General features: G+C 66.6%; 26 protein-coding genes and 1 riboswitch. Of the genes, 17 read left to right on the plus strand and 9 right to left on the minus strand.

All coding sequences use genetic code 11. The features are described from left to right. The first annotated feature begins 46 nt into the window (after nucleotides 1-46). The gene (locus AC1DIN_RS06595; RefSeq protein WP_476809125.1) at nucleotides 47-775 is read left to right on the plus strand and encodes a peptidoglycan-binding protein; all 729 of its coding nucleotides are present in this window, start codon (nucleotides 47-49) and stop codon (nucleotides 773-775) included. On the opposite strand, the gene mutY is transcribed toward AC1DIN_RS06595, so the two are convergent. Together mutY and AC1DIN_RS06605 are read right to left on the minus strand one after the other, a co-directional pair. Then, a complete protein-coding gene (mutY, locus tag AC1DIN_RS06600) occupies nucleotides 754-1,827 on the minus strand; it encodes an A/G-specific adenine glycosylase (protein ID WP_476809126.1) in 1,074 nt (357 codons plus the stop codon). The genes AC1DIN_RS06595 and mutY overlap by 22 nt on opposite strands. Before the next feature lie 171 nt (nucleotides 1,828-1,998). Next, the gene (locus AC1DIN_RS06605) at nucleotides 1,999-2,718 is read right to left on the minus strand and encodes a nucleoside deaminase (protein ID WP_441468835.1); all 720 of its coding nucleotides are present in this window, start codon (nucleotides 2,716-2,718) and stop codon (nucleotides 1,999-2,001) included. Nucleotides 2,719-3,141: 423 nt separating this feature from the next. Between AC1DIN_RS06605 and AC1DIN_RS06610 the strand changes: the two genes are divergently transcribed. From AC1DIN_RS06610 to AC1DIN_RS06645, 8 genes are all read left to right on the plus strand, one after another. Next, on the plus strand, nucleotides 3,142-3,639 hold the full coding sequence (locus AC1DIN_RS06610; RefSeq protein ID WP_441468836.1) for a DUF721 domain-containing protein: 498 nt from the start codon (nucleotides 3,142-3,144) through the stop codon (nucleotides 3,637-3,639). 94 nt (nucleotides 3,640-3,733) lie between these two features. Next, the gene (locus tag AC1DIN_RS06615) at nucleotides 3,734-4,354 is read left to right on the plus strand and encodes a DsbA family protein (RefSeq protein ID WP_441468837.1); all 621 of its coding nucleotides are present in this window, start codon (nucleotides 3,734-3,736) and stop codon (nucleotides 4,352-4,354) included. A 156-nt stretch (nucleotides 4,355-4,510) separates the two neighbouring features. Continuing rightward, entirely contained in the window at nucleotides 4,511-7,966 is a 3,456-nt protein-coding gene (locus AC1DIN_RS06620; protein ID WP_476809127.1) for a chromosome segregation SMC family protein, read from the plus strand. A gap of 166 nt (nucleotides 7,967-8,132) precedes the next feature. Continuing rightward, complete coding sequence (locus tag AC1DIN_RS06625) at nucleotides 8,133-8,561, plus strand: AtpZ/AtpI family protein (RefSeq protein WP_476809128.1); 429 nt, start codon at nucleotides 8,133-8,135, stop codon at nucleotides 8,559-8,561. A gap of 43 nt (nucleotides 8,562-8,604) precedes the next feature. Then, the gene (locus AC1DIN_RS06630; protein WP_441468840.1) at nucleotides 8,605-9,369 is read left to right on the plus strand and encodes a F0F1 ATP synthase subunit A; all 765 of its coding nucleotides are present in this window, start codon (nucleotides 8,605-8,607) and stop codon (nucleotides 9,367-9,369) included. A 61-nt stretch (nucleotides 9,370-9,430) separates the two neighbouring features. Next, nucleotides 9,431-9,658, plus strand: coding sequence for a F0F1 ATP synthase subunit C (locus tag AC1DIN_RS06635; RefSeq protein ID WP_038360954.1), 228 nt, complete (start codon nucleotides 9,431-9,433; stop codon nucleotides 9,656-9,658). A 133-nt stretch (nucleotides 9,659-9,791) separates the two neighbouring features. After that, nucleotides 9,792-10,367: a F0F1 ATP synthase subunit B family protein gene (locus AC1DIN_RS06640; RefSeq protein WP_441468841.1), complete on the plus strand. Its 576-nt coding sequence runs from the start codon at nucleotides 9,792-9,794 to the stop codon at nucleotides 10,365-10,367. An 11-nt stretch (nucleotides 10,368-10,378) separates the two neighbouring features. Continuing rightward, the gene (locus AC1DIN_RS06645) at nucleotides 10,379-10,855 is read left to right on the plus strand and encodes a F0F1 ATP synthase subunit B family protein (protein ID WP_476809129.1); all 477 of its coding nucleotides are present in this window, start codon (nucleotides 10,379-10,381) and stop codon (nucleotides 10,853-10,855) included. A 211-nt stretch (nucleotides 10,856-11,066) separates the two neighbouring features. Here the strand turns inward: AC1DIN_RS06645 and AC1DIN_RS06650 are convergent, their stop codons facing one another. The 7 genes from AC1DIN_RS06650 to AC1DIN_RS06680 form a co-directional block, all read right to left on the minus strand. Beyond that, nucleotides 11,067-12,326, minus strand: coding sequence for a L,D-transpeptidase family protein (locus AC1DIN_RS06650; RefSeq protein ID WP_441468843.1), 1,260 nt, complete (start codon nucleotides 12,324-12,326; stop codon nucleotides 11,067-11,069). Nucleotides 12,327-12,451: 125 nt separating this feature from the next. Next, nucleotides 12,452-14,023, minus strand: a complete 1,572-nt coding sequence (gene gcvPB, locus AC1DIN_RS06655; RefSeq protein WP_476809130.1) for an aminomethyl-transferring glycine dehydrogenase subunit GcvPB — start codon at nucleotides 14,021-14,023, stop codon at nucleotides 12,452-12,454. Then, on the minus strand, nucleotides 14,023-15,363 hold the full coding sequence (gene gcvPA / locus AC1DIN_RS06660; RefSeq protein WP_476809131.1) for an aminomethyl-transferring glycine dehydrogenase subunit GcvPA: 1,341 nt from the start codon (nucleotides 15,361-15,363) through the stop codon (nucleotides 14,023-14,025). Before gcvPA ends, gcvPB begins: the two co-directional genes overlap by 1 nt. Before the next feature lie 143 nt (nucleotides 15,364-15,506). After that, on the minus strand, nucleotides 15,507-15,881 hold the full coding sequence (gcvH, locus tag AC1DIN_RS06665; protein WP_476809132.1) for a glycine cleavage system protein GcvH: 375 nt from the start codon (nucleotides 15,879-15,881) through the stop codon (nucleotides 15,507-15,509). Nucleotides 15,882-15,914: 33 nt separating this feature from the next. Then, nucleotides 15,915-17,069, minus strand: a complete 1,155-nt coding sequence (gene gcvT, locus AC1DIN_RS06670; protein ID WP_476809133.1) for a glycine cleavage system aminomethyltransferase GcvT — start codon at nucleotides 17,067-17,069, stop codon at nucleotides 15,915-15,917. A gap of 161 nt (nucleotides 17,070-17,230) precedes the next feature. Further along, nucleotides 17,231-17,330, minus strand: a riboswitch (glycine riboswitch). Nucleotides 17,331-17,404: 74 nt separating this feature from the next. Then, a complete protein-coding gene (locus AC1DIN_RS06675) occupies nucleotides 17,405-18,007 on the minus strand; it encodes a hypothetical protein (RefSeq protein ID WP_476809134.1) in 603 nt (200 codons plus the stop codon). Next, nucleotides 18,004-18,513, minus strand: a complete 510-nt coding sequence (locus AC1DIN_RS06680) for an invasion associated locus B family protein (RefSeq protein WP_441468849.1) — start codon at nucleotides 18,511-18,513, stop codon at nucleotides 18,004-18,006. The genes AC1DIN_RS06675 and AC1DIN_RS06680 overlap by 4 nt, the downstream gene beginning before the upstream one ends. A 348-nt stretch (nucleotides 18,514-18,861) precedes the next feature. Between AC1DIN_RS06680 and coxB the strand changes: the two genes are divergently transcribed. The 8 genes from coxB to AC1DIN_RS06720 all read left to right on the plus strand — a co-directional run bounded on the left by coxB (nucleotide 18,862) and on the right by AC1DIN_RS06720 (nucleotide 25,393). After that, nucleotides 18,862-19,740, plus strand: coding sequence for a cytochrome c oxidase subunit II (gene coxB / locus AC1DIN_RS06685; RefSeq protein WP_476809135.1), 879 nt, complete (start codon nucleotides 18,862-18,864; stop codon nucleotides 19,738-19,740). A gap of 20 nt (nucleotides 19,741-19,760) precedes the next feature. After that, a complete protein-coding gene (ctaD, locus tag AC1DIN_RS06690) occupies nucleotides 19,761-21,386 on the plus strand; it encodes a cytochrome c oxidase subunit I (RefSeq protein ID WP_441468851.1) in 1,626 nt (541 codons plus the stop codon). A 146-nt stretch (nucleotides 21,387-21,532) separates the two neighbouring features. After that, nucleotides 21,533-22,477: a heme o synthase gene (locus AC1DIN_RS06695; protein WP_476809136.1), complete on the plus strand. Its 945-nt coding sequence runs from the start codon at nucleotides 21,533-21,535 to the stop codon at nucleotides 22,475-22,477. Beyond that, nucleotides 22,474-22,647 (plus strand): hypothetical protein, encoded by a 174-nt coding sequence (locus tag AC1DIN_RS06700; RefSeq protein ID WP_441468853.1) that lies wholly within the window; start codon nucleotides 22,474-22,476, stop codon nucleotides 22,645-22,647. The genes AC1DIN_RS06695 and AC1DIN_RS06700 overlap by 4 nt, the downstream gene beginning before the upstream one ends. Next, nucleotides 22,647-23,258 carry a cytochrome c oxidase assembly protein gene (locus AC1DIN_RS06705; protein WP_441468854.1) on the plus strand — a complete coding sequence of 204 codons (612 nt, stop codon included), beginning with the start codon at nucleotides 22,647-22,649 and terminating at the stop codon, nucleotides 23,256-23,258. The genes AC1DIN_RS06700 and AC1DIN_RS06705 overlap by 1 nt, the downstream gene beginning before the upstream one ends. A gap of 53 nt (nucleotides 23,259-23,311) precedes the next feature. Continuing rightward, nucleotides 23,312-24,175, plus strand: coding sequence for a cytochrome c oxidase subunit 3 (locus AC1DIN_RS06710; RefSeq protein WP_476809137.1), 864 nt, complete (start codon nucleotides 23,312-23,314; stop codon nucleotides 24,173-24,175). A gap of 82 nt (nucleotides 24,176-24,257) precedes the next feature. Then, on the plus strand, nucleotides 24,258-24,632 hold the full coding sequence (locus AC1DIN_RS06715) for a DUF983 domain-containing protein (RefSeq protein ID WP_441468856.1): 375 nt from the start codon (nucleotides 24,258-24,260) through the stop codon (nucleotides 24,630-24,632). Next, nucleotides 24,629-25,393 (plus strand): SURF1 family protein, encoded by a 765-nt coding sequence (locus tag AC1DIN_RS06720; protein WP_476809138.1) that lies wholly within the window; start codon nucleotides 24,629-24,631, stop codon nucleotides 25,391-25,393. The genes AC1DIN_RS06715 and AC1DIN_RS06720 overlap by 4 nt, the downstream gene beginning before the upstream one ends. The last annotated feature ends 48 nt before the right edge of the window (nucleotides 25,394-25,441 follow it).

Below are 25,441 nucleotides of genomic sequence, written 5' to 3' on the forward strand. Positions count from 1 at the left end.
AGGGTGCGCGCCCATTCTCGGCGCATGAGATCGCAGCGGGGATGCCATGCCCACGATCCTGAAGAACGGCTCCCGCGGTCCTGAGGTCAAGAAGCTTCAGGAAGCGCTCAACGCCAAGCTGAAGCCGCTCCCCCCGCTCGTCCCCGACGGCCAGTACGGCAACCTGACCCGCAGCGCGGTCCTCGCCTTCCAGCGCAAGAACTGGCTGGTCGAGGACGGCGAAGCCGGGCCGGCGACGCAATCCTCCCTCTATGGCACCGAAGCCTTCGCACCGATCCTGCACAAGGTCTCCTTCATCGCGCAGCCGACGAACACGACCTGCTGGGCGACCTCGACGGCGATGATGAAGAACTCGACGGTGCCGATCATCATCGCCAAGACACCGCCGGACATGATCGCCTCCGATGGCGGCCTGCTGAATTCCTCCGAAAGCGACCAGGCGATCGTGACAGGACAACGCTATGCACGCATCCACGGGCTGCGCTGCAACGCGCCGATGTCGTGGTCGGTCGAGCTGCTGCGGCAGGCCCTGTCGCGCGGGCCGCTGATGTTCGACATGCTCTGGCGCGTGGACGAATACACCGCCGGGCGCGGCAGCCCCGGCCACATGATCGTGGTGGTCGGCATGCGCGGCGACGGCAATCCCGACGGCACCGGCACGACGCTGCGCATCCACGACCCCTGGCCGCCGAGGCGCGGCAAGATCTACTCCAAGGGCTATTTCAAATGGTCCGTCGATCTGCCGACGATGACCTACCGCGTCTTCGAACGGTAGAGCCCGGCGCGCTCGACGACCTTCAGCATGACGCTCGGCAGCGGCTCGCCGGCGAGTTTCGCCAACGGCGTGAAGCGCATGCCGGGCGGGGCGAGCGTCCGGTCCGGAACGCTGCCGGTGAACACCGTCAGCTCCAGTGGAAAATGCGTGAAGACGTGGCGCACGGGCTCGGGCAGCCGCGTCCAGCGCAGCGGCAGCGGCGCGTCCTGCGCGGCACCGTCGATCTCGTAATCAACACGCCATTCGCTGGTCGGCACCTCTGCCATACCCCCGAGCAGCCCCTTGGCCGGGCGCGTACGCAGCAGGATCGCGCCGTCGGGTCGGGTCAGCACGAAGGCGGCGCCGTAGCGGGTCTGGCCCGCCTTCTTGGCGACCTTGCGCGGGAAGCGCTCCTGCGTGCCGTCCACCCGCGCCCGGCAGGGCTCGCGCCAGGGACAGAGCCCGCAGGCCGGGTTGCGCGGCGTGCAGATGGTCGCGCCGAGATCCATCAGCGCCTGCGCGAAATCGCCGGGGCGATCCGTCGGCAGCAGCGCCAGGACCTTCTCGCGGATGAGCGGTCGTGCGCCCGGCAATTCATCCGCAATCGCAAAGAGCCGCGTCATGACGCGCTCGACATTGCCGTCGACTGCCGCGGCCGGCCGGTCGAAGGCGATGGCCGCCACGGCGCCGGCCGTATAGGCACCGATGCCCGGCAGAGCCCGCAGCCCCTCCTCCGTATCGGGGAAGCGACCGGCGTGATTCTCCATGACCGCGCGGGCACAGGCATGGAGGTTGCGGGCGCGGGAATAATAGCCGAGGCCGGCCCAGGCCTGCATCACATCCTCGGAAGGCGCTTCGGCGAGGGCCTTCACCGTCGGAAAGCGCGCCATGAAGCGCTCGTAATAGGGTTTCACCGCGGCGACCGTGGTCTGCTGCAGCATGATCTCCGAGGCCCAGACGCGATAGGGATCAGGGCGCTCGCTCGCGACGGCACGCCAGGGCAGCGCGCGGCGATGGCGGTCATACCAGGCGAGAAGGTCGGCGGCGCGGGCCATCGGAACGGAGGCGTCCATGCGCCCGGTGTAGCGCGAGGAGCCGAAGTTGCGAAAGGCCGAACCGTTGCGGGGATTGAATCGAGGCGTCAGCTATGACGCCCGGCCCCGCTTCGGCGGGGGCCGGGTCATTTTTTCGTCTCGGCTTCCAGCCTTCGGCAACCGCATAGCTGCCGATCTCGGCCTCGCGCCTCAATAGGGGTGACGATCCTTCTTGTTCGTCCACGCCTCGTAGGCTTTGAGACCAACCTCTCGCTCGAAGTTCTCGGTCACCTTAATCCGCCTGTCGCCCCACGGCTTGGCGAAATCCTCGTACTGGAAGGCGTCGTCGAACCCGATTGCGCTGGTGTCTTTCAAGCTGGCGGCGAAATAGACGTGGTCGATGCGAGACCAGTAGATCGCGCTCATGCACATCGGGCAGGGCGCGCCGTTGATATAAATCTCGCATCCCTTGAGCATGCGCGCGCGCTCCGGCACCGGATCGGGAGAGCCCGCCTCGCGGGGGATCATTTCCAGGATTGTGCCTGCGTTGTATTCACTGCCCAGCAGCGCCTTGGGATTGAGGCGCGCCGAAGCATCCATGATCGCGGTGATTTCGGCATGAAAGACCGGAATGCCCGTGAGAAGCACGCGGTTCTGGCCGCGTCCGATGATTTCACCGTCTTTCACAATAACGGCGCCGAACGGGCCGCCCCATCCCTTCTCGACCGATTCTATTGCCAGTCGCGTCGCCTCTTCCATGAATTTCCGCTTTTCGGGCGAAGGCGTGGCGGCGACAGCCTTGACGGCAGGCAGGCCCACCGCTCCGGCTGCGCCCAAGGCAACGGCCGCTGTGAAGAATTGGCGGCGGCTCGGATCATCAGGAGCATCGCAGCCGAACGTATGAACAGTGGTGCAGGAGCAACTCGGCATCGCATTCGAACCTTCAGTCGTAGGCCCAACCCAAGCCGAGTCCGCCGACGCGCTCGGCGACAGCCCCCACAGGAGCTGCCATTGCGGCATTTAGTGCTGAAATGCTGCGGACGAGTTAATTTCAACTCCTGGTTTCAGCTCAGCGGAGCCGAATTGGTCCGGCCAAGCGATCTCGATCGCCAAAGGCTATCGTCGCCATGCTGCTCCGGTTCAAACGACCGGCATTCCATGTCCCGGCAATCAACTGTGAACACGAGCTCCACAAATGTTTTGCCGGATAGCCTGTCGAGCATCCCCGCGGTCCGCCAAGGGGTGGTGAGCGGGCACCTGCGAACGTCTCCGACGGCCTCGCCTCCGGAGACGACAACGCCCCTGCCGCGCAACCGACTTGCCAGGCTGCCGGCCACTCGCGCAAACTGAGCCATGGCCGCAAAACCTCTCGCAGAGCTGATCGACGACTGCATCGCGCCCGCGCTCGCCGCGCAGGGCTTTGCCGGACGCGCCATCGTCTCGCTCTGGCCGGAGATCGTCGGCGAGCGACTGGCGGCGCGCTCGCGCCCGCTCAAGATAGACTGGCCTCGCCGCCGGCCGGCCCCCGGCGAGGCGACGGAGCCGGCGACAATGGTCGTGCGCGTCGAGAGCGCCTTCGCGCTGGAGATGCAGCAGCTCGGCCCGCTGGTGATCGAGCGGGTCAACACCCATCTCGGCTGGCGCGCCGTCGGCAAGCTCGTGCTCAAGCAGGGGCCGGTCGCGGCGCCTGTGACTGCGAAGCCAGCGCCGAAGCTCGACGGCGCGGCCGCCGCGCGGATCGACGAGCAGGTCGCCGGCGTTGCCGACGAGGGTTTGCGCGAAGCTCTGGCGCGGCTCGGCCGGGCTGTCGCGCTCAGCGCGAAAACGCGAGACCATGACACGGCTTCGTGAGGAGACCGTCCAGCGGCACGATGTGCTCTTGCCACAATCGCGCTGGCCTCTATAGCTCCGCAACCGCTTTTGGACCTTTCGGGGATTTCTTACGATGACGAACAGGCGACAGCTCCTGACCGGCGCAGCCGGCATCGCCGCTGCCGCGCTCGCCGGCGTTAGCGCCGCGCGGGCCCAGACCAAGCTTCCCGACGCCGGCCCTCTGGGCGATGTCTGGCTGGGATCCCCCGACGCCAAGGTCACCATCGTCGAGTACGCCTCGATGACATGCTCGCACTGCGCCCATTTCCATCAGGCGACCTGGCCGGAGCTGAAGAAGAAGTACATCGACACCGGCAAAGTGCGCTTCACGCTGCGCGAGTTCCCGCTCGATCCGCTGGCGACAGCGGGCTTCATGCTCGCCCGCTGCAACGGCAACGACAAGTACTTCCCGATGACGGACCTGCTCTTCGCGCAGCAGCGCAACTGGGCCTTCACCGACAAGCCGGTCGATGCGCTGGCCGCGCTGGTGAAGCAGGCCGGTTTCACACAGGAATCCTTCGAGGCCTGCTTGAAACGGCAGGATATCTATGACGCCGTCACGGTCGTGAAGGATGGCGGGGCCAAGGCTGGTGTGGATTCGACGCCGACCTTTTTCATCAACGGGCAGAAGCGTTCCGGTGCGCTCACGATCGCCGAGTTCGACAAGATCCTGGAGCCGCTCCTCGGCAACTGAGGGGGCGCGTGCTCTTTCCTTCTCCCCTCGGGGGAGAAGGTGGCCCGGCGAAGCCGGGTCGGATGAGGAAGGGATGGCAGGGCGGTCCATGACCGCCCTCATCCGTCCGCTTCGCAGACAGCTTCTCCCCCGAGGGGAGAAGGACATGGTGGCGCAATGCATCTGACGCGCCTCAAGCTCGCCGGTTTCAAGACCTTCGTCGAGCCGACCGAGTTCCTGATCGAGCCGGGGCTGACCGGCGTCGTCGGGCCGAATGGCTGCGGCAAGTCCAACCTTGTCGAAGCCCTGCGCTGGGTGATGGGCGAAAGCTCGTTCAAGAACATGCGCGGCTCGGGGATGGACGACGTCATCTTCGGCGGCTCGAACGAGCGCCCGGCCCGCAACATGGCCGAGGTCTCGCTCACCCTCGACAACAGCGACCGCAAGGCGCCGGCCGCCTTCAACGAGGCCGATGTCCTCGAGGTCACGCGCCGGATCGAGCGCGAGGAAGGCTCGACCTATCGCATCAACGGCAAGGAAGTGCGCGCCAGGGACGTTCAGCTCCTCTTCGCCGATGCCGCGACCGGCGCGCGCTCGCCAGCCCTCGTCCGGCAGGGGCAGATCAGCGAGATCATCTCGGCCAAGCCGCAATCGCGCCGCCGCATCCTGGAGGATGCCGCCGGCATCGCCGGCCTGCATAGCCGCCGCCATGAGGCGGAGCTGAGGCTGCGCGGCGCCGAAGACAATCTGACCCGGCTGGAAGACGTACTCGGCGAGATCGACGGGCAGATCGACGCCCTGCAGAGGCAGGCGCGGCAGGCCGGGCGCTACCGCAGCCTCGCCGCCGATATCCGCCGCGCCGAGGCAACCCTGGCGGTGATTGCACTGCACGATGCCCGCTCCCAGGAAGCGCAGGCCTCCCGGGTGCTGGAAGAGGCGGTGCGCGGCGTCGCCGACCAGACCGGCCTCCAGGCCGAAGCCGCCAAGCGGCAAGCCATCGCCGCCCATGAATTGCCAGCGCTGCGCGAGGGCGAGGCAACAGCCGCAGCCGCTCTGGTTCGCCTCAAACGCGGCCTCGACGAGCTCGAAGCCGAGAATCGCCGCGCCCGGCAGCGAGCAGAAGAACTCGGGCGCCGTCTCGCAGAGTTGCAGGCCGACCTCTCAAGGCAGGACAATATCGGCCGCGATGCCGCCGAAAGCCTTGCCCGGCTATCGGAGGAAGATGTCGCGCTCGCCCGCGAAGGCGAAGGCGCCGGATCAGGCGCGGAGGCCGCGACGGCAGCGCAGCGTACGGCCGAAGCCGCCCTCGCAGCGGCCGAAGCCGAACAGGCCGCCGCCCAAGCCGCACTGTCCGACCTCGCCGCGCGACGGGGCGCGCTGGAGCGTTCGTTGCGCGAGGCGCGCGAGCGGCAGGACCGTGCGGGCGGCGAGCGCGACAAGCTGCGCCGCGACCTCGACACGCTCGATGCTTCCGATACGAAGACGCTGCTCGACAAGCTGCGCGAAGCACTTGCGACGGCCGAGAAGGCGGTGAAGGCGGCAGAGGCCGATGTCGGGGCGGCGCGCACGGCGGTCGCGGCAGCGCGCGAGCGTGAAGCGGAGCTGCGTGGTCCGCTTGCCGAGGCGGACCGCCGGGCGCAGCGCCTCGACACCGAGATCGGCACGCTGCGCAAGCTGCTGTCCCCTGCCGCGGGCGACCGCTGGCCAGCGATCCTCGAAGCGGTCAGCGTCGCCAAGGGCTACGAGGTCGGGCTCGGTGCGGCGCTCGGAGACGATCTCGACGCTTCGACCGAGGCGGCAGCCCCCGCGCATTGGGACGATACCGGAGAAGGAAGCGGCGATCCTGGCCTGCCGAAAGGTGCCGAATCGCTGCTTGCATACGTCAAGGCACCCGCGGCCCTGAGGCGACGACTGGCACAGATCGGCGTCGTCACACGCGGCGAAGGCGAAATCCTGCGGCGAGAGCTGAAGCAGGGTCAGATCCTGGTCTCGCGCGAAGGCGATCTCTGGCGCTGGGACGGCTTCACGAGTGCGGCCGATGCCCCCTCGCCCGCCGCCCGACGGCTCTCGGAGAAGAATCGCCTCGTCGATCTCGAACGTGAGGCACAGGCCGCGCGCGAGGCGGCGGACGCCGCCCGTAAAGTGCTGGATGCCGTCGGCGCCGAGGCGCGCAATGCAGCGCAGGCAGAAACCGCTGCGATCGAGGCCTCGCGGCTGGCGCGCCGCACTGTCGATCAGGCCCGCGAACAGCTCACCGCCGCCGAGCGCAAGGCGGCTGAGACGCTGGTCAAGCGTTCAACCCTGGCCGAGGCGATCAAGCGGCTCGGCCAGGCCGTGTCCGAGGCCTCTCAGCAAGCTGCAGCACAAGAAGCAGGGCTCGCCGCCCTGCCCGCCTCTGCCGAGCTCGAAAACACGCTGCTCAAGGCCCGCGTGCTGCTGGGTGAGACCCGCGCCGCCGCCTCCGATGCGCGCGCTCGCGTTCAGACCCTGGCCCGAGAAGCCGAACTGCGCACCCGGCGCCGTGCCGCTATCGCCGCCGACATCAAGGCCTGGAAGGAACGAACGACGGCCAGTCTCCAGACCGCCGAGGAGACGCGGCACCGGATCGAGGTCGCCAGCGCCGAGCAGAAGACGCTGCTGGAAGCGCCCGACACCTTCCTGACCGAGCGGCGCCGGCTCGTCGCCGAGATCGAGCAGGCCGAGGGTGCGCGCCGCGCGGCGGCCGACAAGCTTGCCTCCGGCGAAACCGCGCTGGCGGAGGCCGACCGGCAGGCACGCATCGCCCTCGAAGGGCTGTCCGGCGCGCGTGAGCGCCGCGCCTCGGCAGAGGCGAGGCTGGACGCTGCGCGCCAGCGGGTCGCCGACATCACACGCCAGATCGAGGACGGGCTCGAGACCGGGCTGGATGGGCTCCAGACCATCGCCGGAATCAAGCATGGCGACGCGCTGCCGGAGCCGGAGACGGTCGAGCGGCGGCTCGCCAATCTCAAAGGCGAGCGCGAGCGACTCGGCGCCGTCAATCTGCGAGCCGAGGACGAACTGGCCGAGGTGAAGGCCAAGCGCGAGGGACTTTCCGGCGAGCGCGATGACCTGACCGAAGCGATCCGCCGGCTGCGGCAGGCGATCGGGGCGCTGAACCGCGAGGGGCGCGAGCGGCTGCTCGCCGCCTTCGAGATCGTCAACGGCCATTTCCAGAGGCTCTTCGGCGTGCTGTTCGGCGGCGGCGAGGCGGAACTCAGGCTGGTCGATTCGGAAGATCCGCTCGATGCCGGGCTCGAGATCTTCGCCCGCCCTCCCGGCAAGAAGCCGCAGGTGATGACACTGCTCTCGGGCGGCGAACAGGCGCTGACCGCGACCGCGCTGATCTTCGCGGTATTCCTGACCAACCCATCGCCGATCTGCGTGCTCGACGAGGTCGACGCGCCGCTCGACGACGCCAATGTCGAACGCTACTGCGACCTGCTTGTCGACATGGCGCGAAACACCGAAACGCGCTTCATCCTGATCACCCACAACCCGATCACCATGGCGCGGATGGAGCGGCTCTTCGGCGTGACCATGGCCGAGCGCGGCGTCAGCCAGATGGTTTCGGTCGACCTGGCCACCGCCGAGCGCATTCGCGACGCCGGCTGAGGACGCCGTTCTCCTGGCTGAAAAAATGCCACAATCGGCACCGCATTGCGGCAAGAATGTCGCACCTAGCCCGAATTTCCAAATATTCCAATGTGTTAGGTGTTATCCACGTGCCTTGACAGCGCCGGGGGCTGTCAATAAAGGAGGCCGTGCTGACGACGGCTCGATGCGCGGGTTTGATCGTGGTTATAGTGGTTTTTCGCTGGATCGCGGCGTAAACGCGGTCAAGACGGAGGCCAAGACCATGTCCGAACCCGACCCAAACGCCTCAGACTCGGAGTTGCGCGCAAGACTGGGTTCCCTGAAGTCCGCGATCAAACGGGCGGAAGAGACCGAAAAGCCGGGCGCGGGCCCGGCTGGAGAGGACAAGGCCCTCGCGGGTGCGATGTCCTCAGGCTTTCGCGCCGCGACGGATCTCGCAGGCGGCATCATCGCAGGCGCCCTGATCGGGTACCTCGGCGACCGGTGGCTGGGAACGTCCCCGTTCCTGCTGATCGCCTTCCTGGTGATCGGAGCCATCGCGGGCTTCAGATCCGTCTATCGGCTCGGTTCGCGTCCGACCTCAGGGTCGAACGGCGGCCCGAAGGCGAATTGATCGAAAGGCGGCCCCTCCGGGCCGCGCGACGAGGTACGAGACCATGGCGGCCGGCGGCGGAATCGATCCGATCCACCAATTCCACATTGCTCCCATCGTGGAGCTGAAGCCGTTCGGCATCGACCTCTCCTTCACCAACACCTCGCTGTGGATGGTGATCGTGCTCGCCGTCGTCTCGGCGATCATGATCTACGGCTCGAGCCAGCGTGCGGTCGTTCCCGGCCGCCTGCAGTCGCTCGCCGAGATGATGTATGAGTTCGTCGCCTCGACCATGACCGGCGTCATGGGCAAAGAGGGGCTGAAGTTCTTCCCCTTCGTGTTCTCGCTGTTCACCTTCGTGCTGGCGAGCAATCTGCTCGGCCTGCTGCCCGGCTCCTTCACCGTCACTAGCCAGATCATCGTCACCGCCGCCCTGGCGCTGCTCGTCATCAGCATCGTGGTGATCTACGGCGTCGTGAAGCACGGCACCCATTTCTTCGGCCTCTTCGTGCCGTCAGGCGTGCCCGGCTGGCTGCTGCCCTTCATGGTGCTGATCGAGGCGGTCTCCTTCCTGTCGCGGCCGGTTTCGCTCTCGCTTCGTCTGTTCGGCAACATGCTCGCCGGCCACATCGCCCTCAAGGTCTTCGGTGGCTTCGTCGTCGCGCTGCTCGGCTCGGGCGCCGTGCTCAGCTACGCCATTGCGCCGCTGCCGTTGCTGCTGGCGGTTGCGCTCACCGCGCTCGAGGTCCTCGTCGCGGCTCTGCAGGCCTACGTCTTCGCGATCCTGACCTGCGTCTATCTCAACGACGCGCTGCACCCGGGCCACTGAGCCCAAGCCGCGCTCGCGAGAGTTCAACCCGCCCTTTAGCCTTCCACACTGGAGAAACATCATGGATCCTGTTGCAGCCAAGTTCATCGGCGCTGGTCTCGCCTCGCTCGGCATGGGCCTTGCCGCCATCGGCGTCGGCACCATCTTCGGCAACTTCCTCTCGGGCGCCCTGCGCAACCCGTCGGCCGCCGACGGCCAGTTCCCGCGCGCCTTCATCGGCGCGGCGCTCGCCGAAGGTCTGGGCATCTTCGCGTTCGTCGTCGCGCTCGTCCTGCTCTTCGTGGTCTGACGTTATCGTCGACCGCTTTCTCGTCGCGCGCGCCGGCCATCTTTCGGCCACGTGCGCGGCGGTTCCTTTTCTCTGCGCTGAAAGGCACCCCATGCCGGTTCGATCTTCAGGGTTCGTCGGACAAGGATGGCCGGTGGCTGTCGCCTCGTTCGCCACTCTGCTGGCTGGCGCGGCGCAGGCTGCCGAGCAGCAACACGGCCTGAGCGGCGAGAAGGCGTCTTTCCCGCCCTTCGACCCGGCTCACTTCGCCAGCAACCTGTTCTGGCTCGCCATCACCTTCGCAGCTCTCTACTGGCTGATGTCCAAGGTCGCGCTGCCGCGCCTCGGCTCCATCCTGGAGGAGCGCGCGGAGACGATCGGCCGCGATCTCGATCAGGCCACGCAGATGCAGGCCAAGGCCGAGGACATGGCGCAGGCCTATGAAAAGGCCCTCGGCGAGGCTCGCAAGAACGCCCAGGGCATCGCCCAGACGGCGCGCGACACCGGCGCCAAGGCCAGCGAGGCCCAGCGCCACGCGACCGAGGCAGAGCTTGCCGCCAAGCTCGCCCAGGCCGAGGCGGCCATCGCCAAGACCAAGGTCGATGCCATGAGCAATGTGCGCGATCTCGGCGGCGACATTGCCGTCGCCATCGTCACCAAGCTCACCGGTCAGGCTCCCAGCGCCAACGAGGCGTCGGCGGCTGTCGACCAGGCCCTGACCCGCGGCTGAGGAGAGATCAGATGGATACTTTCTGGGTCGGCGTCGCGCTCGTCATCTTCCTCGCCATTCTGGTCAAGTTCGGCGTGCCGGGCGCGATCGTGAAGGCTCTCGACGCTCGCGGCGAGAAGGTCGCGCAGGAACTGGCGGAAGCCCGCCGCCTGCGTCAGGAGGCTGAGAAGCTGCTCGCCGAGTACGATGCGAAGCGCAAGGCCGCCGAGGCCGAGGCTGCCGAGATCGTCTCTTCCGCCAACGAAGAGGCCAAGCGTCTCGCGGCGGAAGCCGAGGCCAAGCTTGCGGATTTCGTCTCCCGCCGCACCAAGGCGGCCGAGGAGAAGATCGCCCAGGCCGAAAGCCAGGCCGAGGCCGAGGTTCGCGCCGCCGCTGCGGAGGCTGCCACCAAGGCGGCCGAGACCATCCTGCGCGGCCAGATGGCCGGCAAGGCTGGCGAAGCCGCCTTCGCTGCGGGGCTGAGCGAAGTCAAGGCCAAGCTCAACTGAGCTCAGCCCGATTGCTCAAAAATTCGACGCCGCGCTCTTCGGAGCGCGGCGTTTTCATTTTGACGCCTGGCAAGAGAAGAGGGACGCGTCCTGCTCGGGCGCGCCCCGAGCATCATGCCGAAGCAGCCCCTCGCGCCGGTTCCATCTCGAGATTCTGGGGGTCTGCGCTCCGCTTCGCCCGAGAACGGCGCAGGCTTGCTTCAGCCCGCCTTCAGTTGCTTGCGGTTGTCGCCGGGCCAGGAGCGCTGCCTGCCGCGGTCACCGGGCGGATAGCCGGTCGCGCCGGAGGAGCGGCGGCCGCCTTCGGCTTCGGCTTGCGCGGCTGGATCGTCGAGGTGACGATGCCCTGCGGGGTATCGAGCCCATAGATATCGTCGCGGAACTGGACCTGCCCGTCCGCGCCCTGCCAGCCGGTGAGATAGACCCAGGCGACCGGCACAGATTTCTTGAGCGGGATGTTCTTGCGCTCGCCCTTGGCGATCTCATCCTCGATCGCCTGGCGGTTCCATTCCGAGCCTTCCAGCAGCCAGGCCGCGAGATCCCGGACGCCCTCGATGCGCGCACAGCCAGATGAATTGAAGCGCACGTCGTTGCGGAACAGCGTCTTCTTCGGCGTGTCATGCATGTAGACCGCATCGCTGTTGGGCATGTCGATCTTGAGCTGCCCGAGCGAGTTGGTCGGCCCCGGCTCCTGACGCACGTAGAAATAAGGATTCGTCAGGGTCGACCAGTTGACGCTCTTGGGGTCGATTTCCTTGTTCTCCGCACCGAGCAGCTTCATGTTCGACTTGGCGATGAAACCCGGATCCTTGCGCATATGCGGGATCACGTCGGCCTTCACGATCGACATCGGCACCGTCCAGTATGGGTTGAGGTTGACCGAGGTGATGTTGGCCTGGATCACCGGCGAAGGCCGGTCCGGCCGGCCGACGATGGCGAGATGGCGCTGAGCGACCGTGCCGTTCTCGACCGCCTCGACGCTGGCGCCGGGGATGTTCACCACGACATAGCGGCTGGCAAAGTTGAAGCCGTTGCCCTTGAGGCGCTCCAGTGTCGCGGTAAGCTGGTTCAGGCGCGCTTCGACCGGCGTGTTCATGGCCTTGAGGGTCAGGCGTCCGACCGTGCCGAGATCCGACAGGCCGTGGCGGCGCTGGAAGCGCTTCACGGCCTCGGTTACGACTGCGTCATAGCTGTCGCCCGCCATGGCTTCCGGCGCGAGATCGCCGCTGGCGAGCAGCCGCTGCTTCAGCGCGATGACATCCGCGCCCTGCGAATCCGGTTTCAGGGCGCTGGCGCTGCCGGGCACCTTAGGCCAGCCACCGCGGCTGGCGACATCCTCATGGGCGATCAGCGCTTCGAGCGTGCGGTCATAGGTGTTCGGGCCGTAGCTCGGCTCGTTCGCACGCACGATCGCCGTCGAGGCCAGCAGGAGCGCGGCCGCCGCGGCGAGGATGGAGGGACGCATAGACATGAAAACCCCCGGGCCGCAGAGAGCGGCACCGGGGGATCATTCCTCGACATGGTCAAGGAATGTTTAAGAAGTGGCGGTCGTCCTTCACCATGCTGACGAATGCCGTCAGCATGGGCTGGAGCGCCTTACTCGGCAGCCTTCCCCGGAGCCGGCTTTTCCCACTTCAGCACCGGCTGGCGGGCGGCGCGGGTCTCGTCGAGGCGGCGGATCGGGGCATGATGCGGCGCGCTCGTGAAGCGCTCCTTGTCATTGCCCTTGGCCGACATGGCGAGGTCGCGGAGCGTCGCGATGAAGAGGTCGAGCGAGGCCTTCGATTCCGACTCGGTAGGCTCGATCAGCATGGCGCCGTGAACGACGAGCGGGAAATAGACCGTCATCGGATGGTAGCCCTCGTCGATCATCGCCTTGGCGAAATCGAGCGTCGAGACGCCCGAGCCCTTCAGCCACTCGTCGTCGAACAGCACCTCGTGCATCGACGGATGGTCCGGGAAGGGCAGCGACATCAGGTCGGCGAGCCCGGCGCGGATGTAGTTCGCGTTCAGAACCGCATCCTCGGAAGCCTGGCGCATGCCGTCCGAGCCATGGCTCAGCATATAGGCGAGCGCACGGACATACATGCCCATCTGGCCGTGGAAGGCGGTCATGCGGCCGAAGGGCTGGTTGCCCACCGGCGCCTCACCGCGCGACTCGATCAGATGCGGCTTGCCGTTCTCGACATGGATGAAGGGCACCGGCGCGAAGGGCGCCAGACGCTCGGAGAGCACGACCGGGCCGGCACCGGGACCACCGCCGCCATGGGGCGTCGAGAAGGTCTTGTGCAGGTTGATGTGCATGGCATCGACGCCGAGATCTCCAGGACGGGCCTTGCCGACGATCGCGTTGAAATTGGCGCCGTCGCAGTAGAAATAGGCGCCGGCCTCATGCATCGCCGCGGCGATCTCGACGATCTGCGGCTCGAAGATGCCGCAGGTGTTGGGGTTGGTCAGCATGATCGCGGCGACCTCGGGCCCGAGCAGCGCCTTGACGTCCTCGACCGCGACGGTGCCGTCCGGACGGGCGGGAACCGAGCGCACCGAGAAGCCGATCAGGGCCGCCGTCGCCGGATTGGTGCCATGAGCCGATTCGGGGACGAGCACGACATTGCGGGTCGCGCCCTCGCCCTTGGCGGCGATCGCGGCCTTGATCGCCATCATGCCGCAGGCCTCGCCGTGGGCGCCGGCCTTCGGCGAGAGGGCCACCGCCGGCATGCCGGTCAGCGTCATCAGGTAGCGGGAAAGCTCCAGCATAAGCTCGAGCGCCCCGGGCGCGGTCGAGGTCGGCTGCAGCGGATGCACGTCGGAGAAGCCGGGAAGCCGCGCCATCTTCTCGTTGAGGCGGGCGTTGTGCTTCATCGTGCAGGAGCCGAGCGGGAAGAGCCCGGTGTCGATGCCGTAGTTCTTCTGGCTGAGGCGCACATAGTGGCGCATCGTCTCGGGCTCGGAGAGGCCAGGCAGGCCGATCTCGCCCTGGCGGGCGTGCTTGCCGAGGCGCGACTTGAACCGCGCCGGCTTGTCGATGTCGACGCCGGTCGCCTCGTGATGGCCGATCTCGAAGATCAGCGGCTCGATCTGCTGGAGAGCCTTGTTGCCGGTGAAGGTAAGGTGCTCTTCGTGCGAGGCCTCGCCGGCCTGGGTGGGACGTCCCTGACGGTTCAGCATCACAGCACCTCCACGAGCGCCGCCACGAGGGCCGCCCGGTCTTCATCGGTATTCACCTCGGTCGAGGCGATGATCAGCAGGTCGTCGAGCCCGGCCTTGGGCAGGAGGCGGGAGACGGGGACTCCGGCCAGGATGCCCTTGGCGGCGAGCACCTCGACGACCTCGGCAGCGGGCTTCTTCAGCTTCACGGTGAACTCGTTGAAGAAGCTCTCGTTCAGCACGGTCACGCCTTCGACGCCCGCGAGCGCGTCGGCGAGCTTCACGGCATTGGCGTGGTTCACCTCGGCAAGACGGGCGAGGCCGGTCTGGCCCAGCAGCGTCATGTGGATGGTGAAGGCCAGCACGCAAAGGCCGGAATTGGTGCAAATGTTAGAGGTCGCCTTGTCTCTGCGGATATGCTGCTCGCGGGTCGAGAGCGTCAGCACGAAGCCGCGCTGGCCGGTCGAATCGACCGTCTCGCCGCAGAGCCGGCCCGGCATCTGGCGGATATATTTCGACTTGGCGGCGAAGAGGCCGACATAGGGGCCGCCGAAATTCAGCGCGTTACCGATCGACTGGCCCTCGCCGACGACGATGTCGGCGTCCTGCGCGCCCGGAGGCGTCACCGCGCCGAGCGAGACGACCTCGGTGAAGACCGCGATCAGCAACGCGCCATGGGCATGGGCCTTCTCGGCGATCGGCTTCAGGTCCCGCAGGTTGCCGAAGACATCCGGCGACTGAACGACGACGCAGGAAACGCTGTCGTCGATCTGCGAAAGAATGTCCTCGCCGGCCGAGACGTCGGGCTTCAGCGCCACGACCTCGTCATTCGCCATCTCCGAGAGCGTCTTCACCACCTCGGTGTAGTGCGGGTGCAGGCCACCGGAGAGCACCGCCTTACGGCGCCTGGTGACGCGGTGCGCCATGAGGACCGCTTCGCCGGTGCCGGTCGAGCCGTCATACATCGAGGCGTTGGCGACCTCCATGCCGGTCAGCGCGGCGATCTGCGTCTGAAACTCGAAGAGATACTGCAGCGTGCCCTGCGCTATCTCGGGCTGGTAGGGCGTGTAGCTGGTCAGGAATTCCGAGCGCTGGATCAGGTGATCCACCGTCGCCGGGACATGGTGCTTGTAGGCGCCGGCGCCGACGAAGAACGGCACAGCGGAGGCGGCAATGTTCTTGCCGGCCATCTTGCCGAGAATTCGCTCGACCTCGAGCTCGCCCTTGGCGCGGGGCAGATCGACCGGGGCCGTCAGGAGCTTTCCGGCGGGCACATCGCTGAACAGTGCATCGATGTCGGAGACGCCGACCCGCGCGAGCATGTCCTCGCGGTCGGTATCGGTGAGCGGGAGATAGCGCATGGGGGGTTCCTATTGTGCTCTGCGCGGTTTTCAACGACGCCATGCTCGGGCTTGACCCGAGCATCTCTTCAACCAGCATCTTCTCGTCATGAGATTCTCGGGTCGCCGCTTCGCGCCGCCCGAGAATGACGTGCGGCTCGTACTCAGAGCGTCTTCACGTAGTTCTGGTACTCGGCCTCGTTCATCAGCCCGTCGAGTTCGGCCGCGTCCTTGATCTTGATCTTGAGGAACCAGCCCTTGCCGGCCGGGTCCTCGTTGACGGTGCCCGGCGCGCCTTCGAGCTCGGCATTGACCTCGACGACCTCGCCGGAAACCGGGGCGTAGACCTCGGAAGCGGCCTTGACGCTCTCGACGACGGCGGCCTCGCCGCCCTTGGTCAGCGCCTTGCCGACCGTGGGCAGCTCGACGAAGACGACGTCGCCGAGCTGGGACTGGGCATAGTCGGAGATGCCGACAGTGCCGACGTCGCCATCGATGCGGATATATTCGTGGTCCTTGCTGTAGCGGGTCTCGGCCATGGTTTCCTCCTGGCGAAAAATCGAAAAATCAGATCAGCGCTTGTAGCCGTTGGGAACGAAAGGCATCGGCGCCACCACCGCCGGCAGCGGCTTGCCGCGCACGATGAGGTTGAGCTTGGTGCCCGGCGCGGAATGGGTCTTGGCTACATAGCCCATCGCGCAGGGGCCGTTCAGCGTCGGGCCGAAGCCGCCCGAGGTGACGGAGCCGATCACCTCGCCTTCCGGCGTCGCGATCTCAGTCCCCTCGCGGGCCGGAGCGCGACCTTCCGGCAGCAGGCCGACGCGGACGCGCGAGACGCCCTCGACCAGTTCGCGCTGGATGCGCGCTGCTCCGGGGAAGCCGCCCTCTTCGCGGCGGCGCTTCTGGATCGACCAGTTGAGCGCGGCCTCGATCGGGGAGGTCGCGGTGTCGATGTCGTGACCGTAGAGGCACAAGCCCGCTTCGAGCCGCAGCGAATCGCGGGCGCCCAGCCCGATCGGCTTGACGCTGGCGTCGAGCAGCAGCGTGTCCCAGATCTCGCCGATCTTGGCCGCGGCCGCGGAAATCTCGTAGCCGTCCTCACCGGTATAGCCGGAGCGGCTGACATTGGCCTTGATGCCCGCGACCTTCATGGTGCGCGATGTCATGAAGCCCATCTCGGCGGCTTCCGGCGCGATCTTCGCGAGCGCGGCTTCGGCGCCCGGCCCCTGCAGCGCGATCAGGCCGCGATGCTCGGCTTTGACCAACTTCACATTCGCCGGGAGGCGCGCCTCGATATGGGCGTAGTCGGCGTCCTTGCAGGCGGCGTTGACGACGAGATAGAGCGCGCCATCCTCATCGGGATCGATCGAGCGCGTCACCATCAGGTCGTCGAGGATGCCGCCCTCCTCGTTCAGAAGCTGCGAATAGCGCTGCTTGCCGGGCGCGAGATTGACGATGTCGGCGGGAATCAGCGCTTCCAGCGCCTTTGCCGTGGTCTCGTGGTCGGGGCCGACCAGGAAGGCCTGGCCCATATGCGAGACGTCGAAGAGCCCTGCCTTCTCGCGCGTCCAGTTGTGCTCGGTCAGGATGCCGGCCGGGTACTGCACCGGCATGTCGTAGCCGGCGAAGGGCACCATGCGGGCACCGAGCGCGACATGGCGGGCATGAAGCGGCGTCTTCAGCGGCGCGGGCGCGCCGGCGGTATCGATAGTGGCCTCGGCCGCCATGGCGTGCCCCTCCCAGAGTCAAGCGCAAGCCCCGGACAATATCGTCCGGAACGCGCCCCCTCTGTCTTGGGACCTGAGAGATTTCCCCGCCTGACCGTGAGGCCGGACGAGTTACACCCGTCGGTGGGCGGGAATCGCTTCCCGCCTCTTTCCAGAGCGCCAAATCCCCAGCGGTCCTTGTTGCCTGAGCGTTTCCGGGGCGGTTGCGCCTTCGGCGCCGGGTCCTGACGGATCAGGCCCGGTCTCTTCCGCGGGGATATGCGGCTTGGGCAGAGATACAGGAGGCGCCGCCCCAGTCAATCCGGGCGGCGCCTTCTTTCACGGCAAAGCTGCTTTTAACGGCGGCGATGCCGCGCCGGGGCGGCAGCACCACCCTGACCGAGACTGACGATGATCTCGACCTCGCCATTGCCAGCCGGCACGACGATGCCGTCCTCGACATGGGAGAAGTCGACGCCGCTCTGGCCGGACGGGATCGTGCCGCCGACGCGCGAGCCGCGGCGCGCGACCGTCGCCGTGCCGCGCGTCACCGTCGTGTTCAAGGTCGCACCGTAGCTGCCCGGGCCGCCGGCCGGGCCGAGAAGCACACGACCCTCGACACCGACCTTGAGGCGGAAGCCGCCATTGCCGGTCGGCGTGCACTCGCGCGCGACGTTGGTGATCGAGACCTGGTAGCGCAGACCGCTGCTGTCCTGACCGGCCTGGGCGCGGATCGCGGCGCCGCCATCGGCGATGATGACCTCCGGGCAGACCGTATCGTTCCGTTCCTCCTCCTTCGGCAGCTGGTCAGGCGCCGGCGGCTTCGAGGACTGGAACATCAGCATGTTGAGCGCCGTGCTGCCGGCGGAGGGCGATGAGGAGGAGCCGCAGCCGGCGAGACCCAGGCAAAGCAGCGGCAGGGCGAGCCAACGGCCCGCAGTCAGAGTCTGGTCGATCAAGGCAGCGCCTCCACGCCGGGGCCGAAGCCGTTGAGCGAGACGGGCACGCCCACCCCCTCCTCCGGCGTCTGGAATACGATGAATGTCGCGCTCTTGCCGCCCTTGAGCTGGCCGAGCAGGTTGTCGTCCATGACGACCTCGGCAACGCAACCGGTGGTCAGGCAGCGCACGAAGCCGGCGCGGCCGATATCCTTGTCATCGATCTTGAGGCCGAGGCCGGATGGCAGCAGCACGCCAAGCGGCGCGACGACGCGCAGAAGCCGGCTCTTCTGATCGGCAGTCTTCAGCACGATGACGAGGAGCGTCAGATTCGGCCGGTCCTCGGCCGCGACGTTCTGGACCAGCGCGCATTGCTCCGCCTTGGCGCCGGGCGGCACTTCGCAGCGCATCTGCCAATCGCCATGTGTGGAACGCACCGCGCCCTGCGCGAGAGCGGAGCCGGCGTAGAGGCTCGTCCCCATGAGCGCCAGCGCCAAGGCGCCTGCCGCTCCGATGATCCTCATCATCCCTGCCATCCTTCGAAACCCGTCCAGAAACCGCAGCAAAAGCGCAAGATTCAGGCAAAACGCCGACAGCGCCAGAGAATCCTACCGCTCTTCACATAAAATGCGTTGGGACCATGCAGGCCCGGCCCTGTCAAGGCGTGCACGCGGGTGCGGGCGTGGTTCCGTCAAGGCCTCGCGCGATTATGCCGCACTGATGATGATGGACCGTGTCATTGCCCCACTGGCGCAAGCGTGATCTTTGATTTATCGCAATCCCGAAGAACGAGGCGACCTTCGCGGTCGCCCCTTCGTGCGTGGGGCAAAGCCGGTCGGTTCCCATGCAGGTCGATTGAGGAGCATGTCGGATCGATGCGATTTCTGAGCAGGACCTTTGCAACCGCGGCCGCCACGGCCCTTGCCGTCGCCGCGCTGGCGACCGTCCCGGCCGTCGCCGGCACCGGCATGCCTTCCCCCTGGCAGATGAACCTGCAGGGCGCCGCGACCCCCGTCGCCGAATTCATTCACTGGTTTCATGACTGGCTGAACATCATCATCGGCGTCGTCACGCTCTTCGTGCTGGCGCTGCTGATCTATGTCGTCTTCCGCTTCAACGAGAAGGCCAACCCGGTCCCCTCCAAGACCACGCACAACGCCCTGCTCGAAGTGTGCTGGACGGTAATCCCGGTCCTGATCCTCGTCGTCATCGCGATTCCCTCCTTCCGCCTGCTCAAGCTGCAGCTCGAGGTGCCGCAGGCCGACCTCACCCTGAAGGTCACCGGCAAGCAGTGGTACTGGTCCTATGAATACGCGCAGGACAACGGCGCCTTCGGCTTCGACTCGCTGATGCTGGACGAGAAGCAGCGCGCCGAGGCGATCGCGAGCAAGAAGATCGCCGAGGCCGAGGCCCCGCGCCTGCTCGCGGTCGACAACGAGGCGATCGTGCCGGTCGGGAAGATCGTCCGCGTCCAGGTCACCGGCGCCGACGTCATCCACAAGTTCACGGTGCCGTCCTTCGGCATCAAGATCGACGCGATCCCCGGCCGCCTGAACGAAACCTGGTTCAAGGCCGAGCGCGAAGGCATCTATTACGGCCAGTGCTCGTTCATCTGCGGCCAGAACCACGCCTACATGCCGATCGCCTTCCGCGTCGTCAGCCAGGAGCGCTACGCCGCCTGGCTCGCCGAAGCGAAGCAGAAATTCGCCAATGCCGAAGACGCGGGCATCAAGCTCGCCGCCGCGTCCAAGTAATTCGCCGAGGAGACAACACGATGGCAACAGCGGCTCAGCACGCTCACGGCCATGACGAGGCCCATCACGACCACCCGACCGGGTGGCGCCGGTGGCTTCTGTCGACCAACCACAAAGACATCGGCACGCTCTACCTGATCTTCTCGATCATCGCGGGCCTCGTCGGCGGCTTCCTCTCGATCATGATGCGTATCGAGTTGATGTACCCCGGCGTGCAGATCTTCGCGAACGGCCAGAGCTACAACGTGTTCGTCACCGGCCACGGCCTGATCATGATCTTCTTCATGGTCATGCCCGCGGTCATCGGCGGCTTCGGCAACTGGTTCGTACCGCTGATGATCGGCGCGCCGGACATGGCCTTCCCGCGCATGAACAACATCTCGTTCTGGCTCACCGTCGCAGCCTTCGTGCTCATGATCATCTCGATGTTCATGGAAGGCGCCCCGGGCGCGCACGGCGTCGGCACGGGTTGGACGGTCTATCCGCCGTTCTCGACCGCCGGCCACCCCGGCCCCTCGGTCGACTTCGGCATCCTGTCGCTGCACCTTGCCGGCGCGGCTTCGATTCTGGGCGCGATCAACTTCATCACCACCATCCTGAACATGCGCGCGCCTGGCATGACCATGCACAAGATGCCGCTGTTCGCCTGGGGCGTGCTGGTCACCGCCTTCCTGCTGCTGCTCTCGCTGCCGGTCCTCGCCGGTGCGATCACCATGCTGCTGACGGATCGCAACTTCGGCACAACCTTCTATGATCCGGCCGGCGGCGGCGATCCGATCCTGTACCAGCACCTGTTCTGGTTCTTCGGTCACCCCGAAGTGTACATCATGATCCTGCCGGCCTTCGGCATCATCAGCCACATCATCTCGACCTTCTCGAAGAAGCCGATCTTCGGCTACCTCGGCATGGCCTACGCCATGGTCGCGATCGGCGTGGTCGGCTTCATCGTGTGGGCGCACCACATGTACACGGCCGGCCTTTCGCTCAACACGCAGCGCTACTTCGTGTTCGCGACGATGGTCATCGCGGTGCCGACGGGCATCAAGATCTTCTCCTGGATCGCGACGATGTGGGGCGGCTCGATCCGCTTCACCGCCCCGATGGTCTGGGCGATGGGGTTCATCTTCCTGTTCACCGTCGGCGGCGTCACCGGCGTCGTGCTGGCCAACGCCGGTGTCGACCGCTCGCTGCATGCGACCTACTACGTGGTGGCCCACTTCCACTACGTCCTGTCGCTCGGCGCGGTGTTCGGCATATTCGCGGGCTTCTACTACTGGTTCCCGAAGATGAGCGGCTATGTGATGCCGGACTGGATCGGCCGGCTGCACTTCTGGGTCGCCTTCATCGGCGCGAACCTGCTGTTCTTCCCGCAGCACTTCCTCGGGCTCGCCGGCATGCCGCGTCACTATGTGGACTATCCCGACGCCTTCGCCGGCTGGCATTATTGGTCGTCGATCGGTTCCTACATCTTCGCAGCCGGCCTGCTGATCTGGCTTTACGGCATCGCCGTGGCCTTCAGCCGCAAGCAGCTCGCCGGCGACAATCCGTGGGGCGAAGGCGCGACGACGCTGGAGTGGACCCTGTCCTCGCCGCCGCCCTTCCACCAGTTCGAGACGCTGCCGCGCATTACCGGCTCGGACCACTGAGACAACGGCGGCGGGCCTCATGGGGCCCGCCGCCGCCCCTCCCCCGAGCGCCTTGCGAGGCGTTCCGGAGACGGGCGGCACGATCCAGCCGCGAACACCCTGCGCCCATGGGCGCGGTTCACAAGAGTACGAAGACGATCCAACCGATGTCTGCTGCGTTCGAAACCCGCACCGACGGCCTGACCGCCTCCACCGGAGAGGCGCGCGACTTCTTCGCGCTGCTGAAGCCGCGTGTGATGTCGCTTGTCGTGGTGACGGCGCTGACCGGCATGGCGACGGCACCGGGCTCCCTGCACCCCGTCCTCGGCTTCGCCGCGCTTTTGGCGATCGCGGTCGGCGCCGGCGCGTCGGGCTGCCTCAACATGTGGTACGACGCCGACATCGACGCGCTGATGAGCCGCACGGCCAAGCGCCCGATCCCCGCGGGCCGGATTCTGCCCTCTGAGGCGCTCGCCTTCGGGCTGACGCTCTCGATCGGCTCGGTGCTGGTACTCGGCCTGATCGCGAATGCGCTCGCGGCCTTCATGCTGGCCTTCACGATCTTCTTCTACGCCGTCGTCTACTCGATGTGGCTGAAGCGCTGGACGCCGCAGAACATCGTGATCGGCGGCGCCGCGGGCGCCTTCCCGCCCATGATCGGCGAAGCCGTGGTGACCGGCAATTTCGGCTGGCACTCCCTCGTTCTGTTCGCGATCATCTTCCTGTGGACCCCGCCGCATTTCTGGGCGCTGGCGCTGATCAAGTCCGGCGACTACGAGCGCGCCGGCATCCCGATGATGCCGAATGTCGCCGGCCCGGCCGCGACCCGCCGGCAGATCGTCCTCTATTCGCTGATCATGGCTCCTGTCGCCGTGCTGCCGGCGCTGATGGGCTTCGGCGGCCTGATCTACCTGGCCGTCTCGATGACGACCGGGCTGGCGATGATCTGGCTCGCGATCCAGGTCTGGCGCCGCACGGAGGGCCAGCCCGCCGTGAAGGCAGCCTGGTCGCTGTTCGGCTTTTCGATCATCTATCTTTTCCTGCTCTTCGCGGTTCTGCTCGTCGAAAACGGGCTCGGCCTGATGTGGGCCCTGCCGAAGGTGATCGGATGAGCGAGCAACGCCCCCAGAAGCCCGCGCCGGCGCCGTTCTCGCCGGAAGACATGGCACGCCGCCGCCGTCGCTCCATCGCGCTCGCGCTGGTGCTCGGCGGGCTCGTGATCTTCTTCTTCGTGGTGACGCTGGTGAAGACCGGCCCCGCGATCCTGAACCGGCCGCTGTGATGACGAATCCCGTCCCGCAGAAGCCTAAGGGCAATCCGGCGCGCACCGCACTGATCTGTGTCGGTGTAGCTTTCGGCATGCTCGGCGCTTCCTTCGCGGCGGTGCCGCTCTACGACCTGTTCTGCAAGGTCACCGGCTTCGGCGGCACGCCGATGGTGGGCACGGCCGGCGCCGGCAAGATCCTCGACCGGACGATGTCGGTGCGTTTCGACGCCAATGTCGCGCCGGGGCTTGGCTGGAAGTTCGAAGCGGAGAGCCCGGAGATCAAGGTTCGCGTCGGCGCGACCCAGACCGTGTTCTACAAGATGACGAATCGCTCGGACCGCACGGTGACCGGCATTGCGACCTACAATGTCGCACCGGACAAGGCCGCGGCCTATTTCGTCAAGATCCAGTGCTTCTGCTTCACCGAGCACACGCTGAAGCCCGGCGAGAGCTTCGAGGCGCCGGTGGTGTTCTATATCGACCCCGAAATCGCTGGGAATCGCGAGCTCGACGGCGTCCACGCCATCACACTGTCCTATACCTATTTCGCCTCGAAGTCGGGCCAGCCCGTCGCCGAGGACAAGGCCGGCTCCGTCAAGGGTGACGCGGGCAATTCGAAACTGTAGAACGCGCTAGAGCAAAAGCGCGGACAAGACGTCGTACGCGGAGACTGAATACGATGGCCGGGGCCCATACGAAGCACCACGACTACCACCTCGTCGATCCGAGCCCGTGGCCGCTCGTCGGCGCCGCGAGCGCGACGATCATGGCGATCGGCGCCGTGATGTGGATGAAGGCGCTGCCGGTCGGCGGCATGCATATCGGCCCGCTGGTCTTCGGCGCCGGCCTGCTCGGCGTGCTCTACACCATGCTCGCCTGGTGGATGGACGTCATCCGCGAGGCCGAGAAGGAAGGCCACCACACCCGCGTCGTGCAGTTGCATCACCGCTACGGCATGATCATGTTCATCGCCTCCGAGGTGATGTTCTTCGTCGCCTGGTTCTGGGCCTATTTCGACGCCAGCCTCTTCTCGGGCGAGCAGATCAACTATCTCCGCTACGAGTTCACTGGCGGGCATTGGCCGCCGAAGGGCATCGAGACCTTCGATCCCTGGCACCTGCCGCTGCTCAACACACTGATCCTGCTGACCTCTGGCACGACCGTGACCTGGGCACACTACGCTCTGATCAACAACGACCGCGCTGGCCTGAAGCAGGGCCTGTGGCTCACCGTGATCCTCGGCGTCCTGTTCACGCTGTGCCAAGCTTACGAGTATTCGCACGCCACCTTCGCCTTCAAGGGCAACATCTACGGCGCCACCTTCTTCATGGCGACCGGCTTCCATGGCGCGCACGTCATCATCGGCACGATCTTCCTGGCGGTCTGCCTCTACCGGACCTATCTCGGCCACTTCAAGCCGCAGCAGCATCTCGGCTTCGAATTCGCCGCCTGGTACTGGCACTTCGTCGACGTGGTCTGGCTGTTCCTGTTCGCCGCGATCTATGTCTGGGGCGCCGGCGCGCACGCAGCCGCTGCGCACTAGGTCACGAATCCTACCGCGCCCTCGCGGTTATCGTCTGGTGAAAGGCGGCCGCGAGGCCGCCTTTCCCGCTTTGGAGGCTGCGATGGCCGGTCCTGAACCTACACATCCCTCCCCCTATTCCACGGGGCTGGCCGGGCGCTGCCCGCGCTGCGGCGAAGGCGCGCTGTTCGACGGTTTCCTCAAGCTGAAGCCGCGCTGCAGCGCTTGCGGGCTCGACTATAAATTCGCCGATTCGGCAGACGGACCGGCCGTCTTCATCATGCTGATCGCCGGCTTCGTGGTGCTGGGCTCGGCACTCTATGTCGAGATCGCCTATGAACCGCCGATCTGGCTGCACCTGCTGATGTGGCTGCCGCTGGCACTGGTCATCTGCCTCGCACTGCTGAGGCCGCTGAAGGGGCTGGCAGTGGCGCTGCAATACGCCAACAAGGCCGAGGAAGGCAGGCGGGCGAAGTGACCGCGCAACCCGCAAGCGACCGGAAACCCGGGCTGCTCCTGCCAACGCTCCTGACGATCATCGGCGCGGTGATCCTCTGCATCCTCGGAACCTGGCAGCTCGAGCGCATGCAGGAGAAGCACGCCTATATCGGGCGCCTGGAGGCGCAAGCCGCCGGAGCGCCCGCTCCGATCCCGCCCAGCGCCGAATGGGCGAAGCTCGACGTAGCGGCGCTCGACCTCACCCGCGTCACCGCCAAGGGCACCTATGTTGATGGGCCGATCGCCGGCGTCCGCACCACGATTGCCGCCGGGCCGCCCGGCTCGCGGCAGCTCTCCGGCTTCGGCCGTTGGGTGTTCCAGGGCTTCAGGCTCGAGGATGGCGGGATCATCCTGGTCAATCGCGGCTTCGTGCCGGAGAGCCGCATGGGCCAGATCGGACCGGCGAGCGGCCCCGACACCGTCACGGGCTTCCTGCGGGCACCCGAGACCCGCAACAGCTTTACGCCGCAAGACCTGCCGGCCATCCGCGAATTCTACACTCGCGACCCCGCAGGGATCGCCGCCTCGCTCGGCTTGCCGCCGGCTCCGTTCTATCTGGAAGCAGAACGCGAGGGCAACGGCCTCAAGCCACCGGCCGGCGTCGATGTGCGCGAGCTCATCGACCGCATTCCCGACAACCACCTGCAATATGCCCTGACCTGGTTCGGGCTGGCGCTGACGTTGCTCGGCGTCTTCGCGGCCTATGTCTGGCAGGCGCGGAAAGGTTCCGCACCGGCCTGATGTCGCTCAGGTTTTGCCGAAACCGCCGGACCGGCCTATAGCATCAGA

The sequence above is a fragment of the Allobosea sp. 05T438 genome (genome assembly GCF_056396025.1).

What these genes read in the sequence shown, in the direction of transcription:
- AC1DIN_RS06595 (WP_476809125.1), top strand. Translation starts at nt 47, where the DNA reads ATGCCCACGATCCTGAAGAACGGCTCCCGCGGTCCTGAGGTCAAGAAG.
- mutY (WP_476809126.1), bottom strand. Translation starts at nt 1,827, where the DNA reads ATGGACGCCTCCGTTCCGATGGCCCGCGCCGCCGACCTTCTCGCCTGG.
- AC1DIN_RS06605 (WP_441468835.1), bottom strand. Translation starts at nt 2,718, where the DNA reads ATGCCGAGTTGCTCCTGCACCACTGTTCATACGTTCGGCTGCGATGCT.
- AC1DIN_RS06610 (WP_441468836.1), top strand. Translation starts at nt 3,142, where the DNA reads ATGGCCGCAAAACCTCTCGCAGAGCTGATCGACGACTGCATCGCGCCC.
- AC1DIN_RS06615 (WP_441468837.1), top strand. Translation starts at nt 3,734, where the DNA reads ATGACGAACAGGCGACAGCTCCTGACCGGCGCAGCCGGCATCGCCGCT.
- AC1DIN_RS06620 (WP_476809127.1), top strand. Translation starts at nt 4,511, where the DNA reads ATGCATCTGACGCGCCTCAAGCTCGCCGGTTTCAAGACCTTCGTCGAG.
- AC1DIN_RS06625 (WP_476809128.1), top strand. Translation starts at nt 8,133, where the DNA reads ATGCGCGGGTTTGATCGTGGTTATAGTGGTTTTTCGCTGGATCGCGGC.
- AC1DIN_RS06630 (WP_441468840.1), top strand. Translation starts at nt 8,605, where the DNA reads ATGGCGGCCGGCGGCGGAATCGATCCGATCCACCAATTCCACATTGCT.
- AC1DIN_RS06635 (WP_038360954.1), top strand. Translation starts at nt 9,431, where the DNA reads ATGGATCCTGTTGCAGCCAAGTTCATCGGCGCTGGTCTCGCCTCGCTC.
- AC1DIN_RS06645 (WP_476809129.1), top strand. Translation starts at nt 10,379, where the DNA reads ATGGATACTTTCTGGGTCGGCGTCGCGCTCGTCATCTTCCTCGCCATT.
- AC1DIN_RS06650 (WP_441468843.1), bottom strand. Translation starts at nt 12,326, where the DNA reads ATGTCTATGCGTCCCTCCATCCTCGCCGCGGCGGCCGCGCTCCTGCTG.
- gcvPB (WP_476809130.1), bottom strand. Translation starts at nt 14,023, where the DNA reads ATGCTGAACCGTCAGGGACGTCCCACCCAGGCCGGCGAGGCCTCGCAC.
- gcvPA (WP_476809131.1), bottom strand. Translation starts at nt 15,363, where the DNA reads ATGCGCTATCTCCCGCTCACCGATACCGACCGCGAGGACATGCTCGCG.
- gcvH (WP_476809132.1), bottom strand. Translation starts at nt 15,881, where the DNA reads ATGGCCGAGACCCGCTACAGCAAGGACCACGAATATATCCGCATCGAT.
- gcvT (WP_476809133.1), bottom strand. Translation starts at nt 17,069, where the DNA reads ATGGCGGCCGAGGCCACTATCGATACCGCCGGCGCGCCCGCGCCGCTG.
- AC1DIN_RS06680 (WP_441468849.1), bottom strand. Translation starts at nt 18,513, where the DNA reads ATGATGAGGATCATCGGAGCGGCAGGCGCCTTGGCGCTGGCGCTCATG.
- coxB (WP_476809135.1), top strand. Translation starts at nt 18,862, where the DNA reads ATGCGATTTCTGAGCAGGACCTTTGCAACCGCGGCCGCCACGGCCCTT.
- ctaD (WP_441468851.1), top strand. Translation starts at nt 19,761, where the DNA reads ATGGCAACAGCGGCTCAGCACGCTCACGGCCATGACGAGGCCCATCAC.
- AC1DIN_RS06695 (WP_476809136.1), top strand. Translation starts at nt 21,533, where the DNA reads ATGTCTGCTGCGTTCGAAACCCGCACCGACGGCCTGACCGCCTCCACC.
- AC1DIN_RS06700 (WP_441468853.1), top strand. Translation starts at nt 22,474, where the DNA reads ATGAGCGAGCAACGCCCCCAGAAGCCCGCGCCGGCGCCGTTCTCGCCG.
- AC1DIN_RS06705 (WP_441468854.1), top strand. Translation starts at nt 22,647, where the DNA reads ATGACGAATCCCGTCCCGCAGAAGCCTAAGGGCAATCCGGCGCGCACC.
- AC1DIN_RS06710 (WP_476809137.1), top strand. Translation starts at nt 23,312, where the DNA reads ATGGCCGGGGCCCATACGAAGCACCACGACTACCACCTCGTCGATCCG.
- AC1DIN_RS06715 (WP_441468856.1), top strand. Translation starts at nt 24,258, where the DNA reads ATGGCCGGTCCTGAACCTACACATCCCTCCCCCTATTCCACGGGGCTG.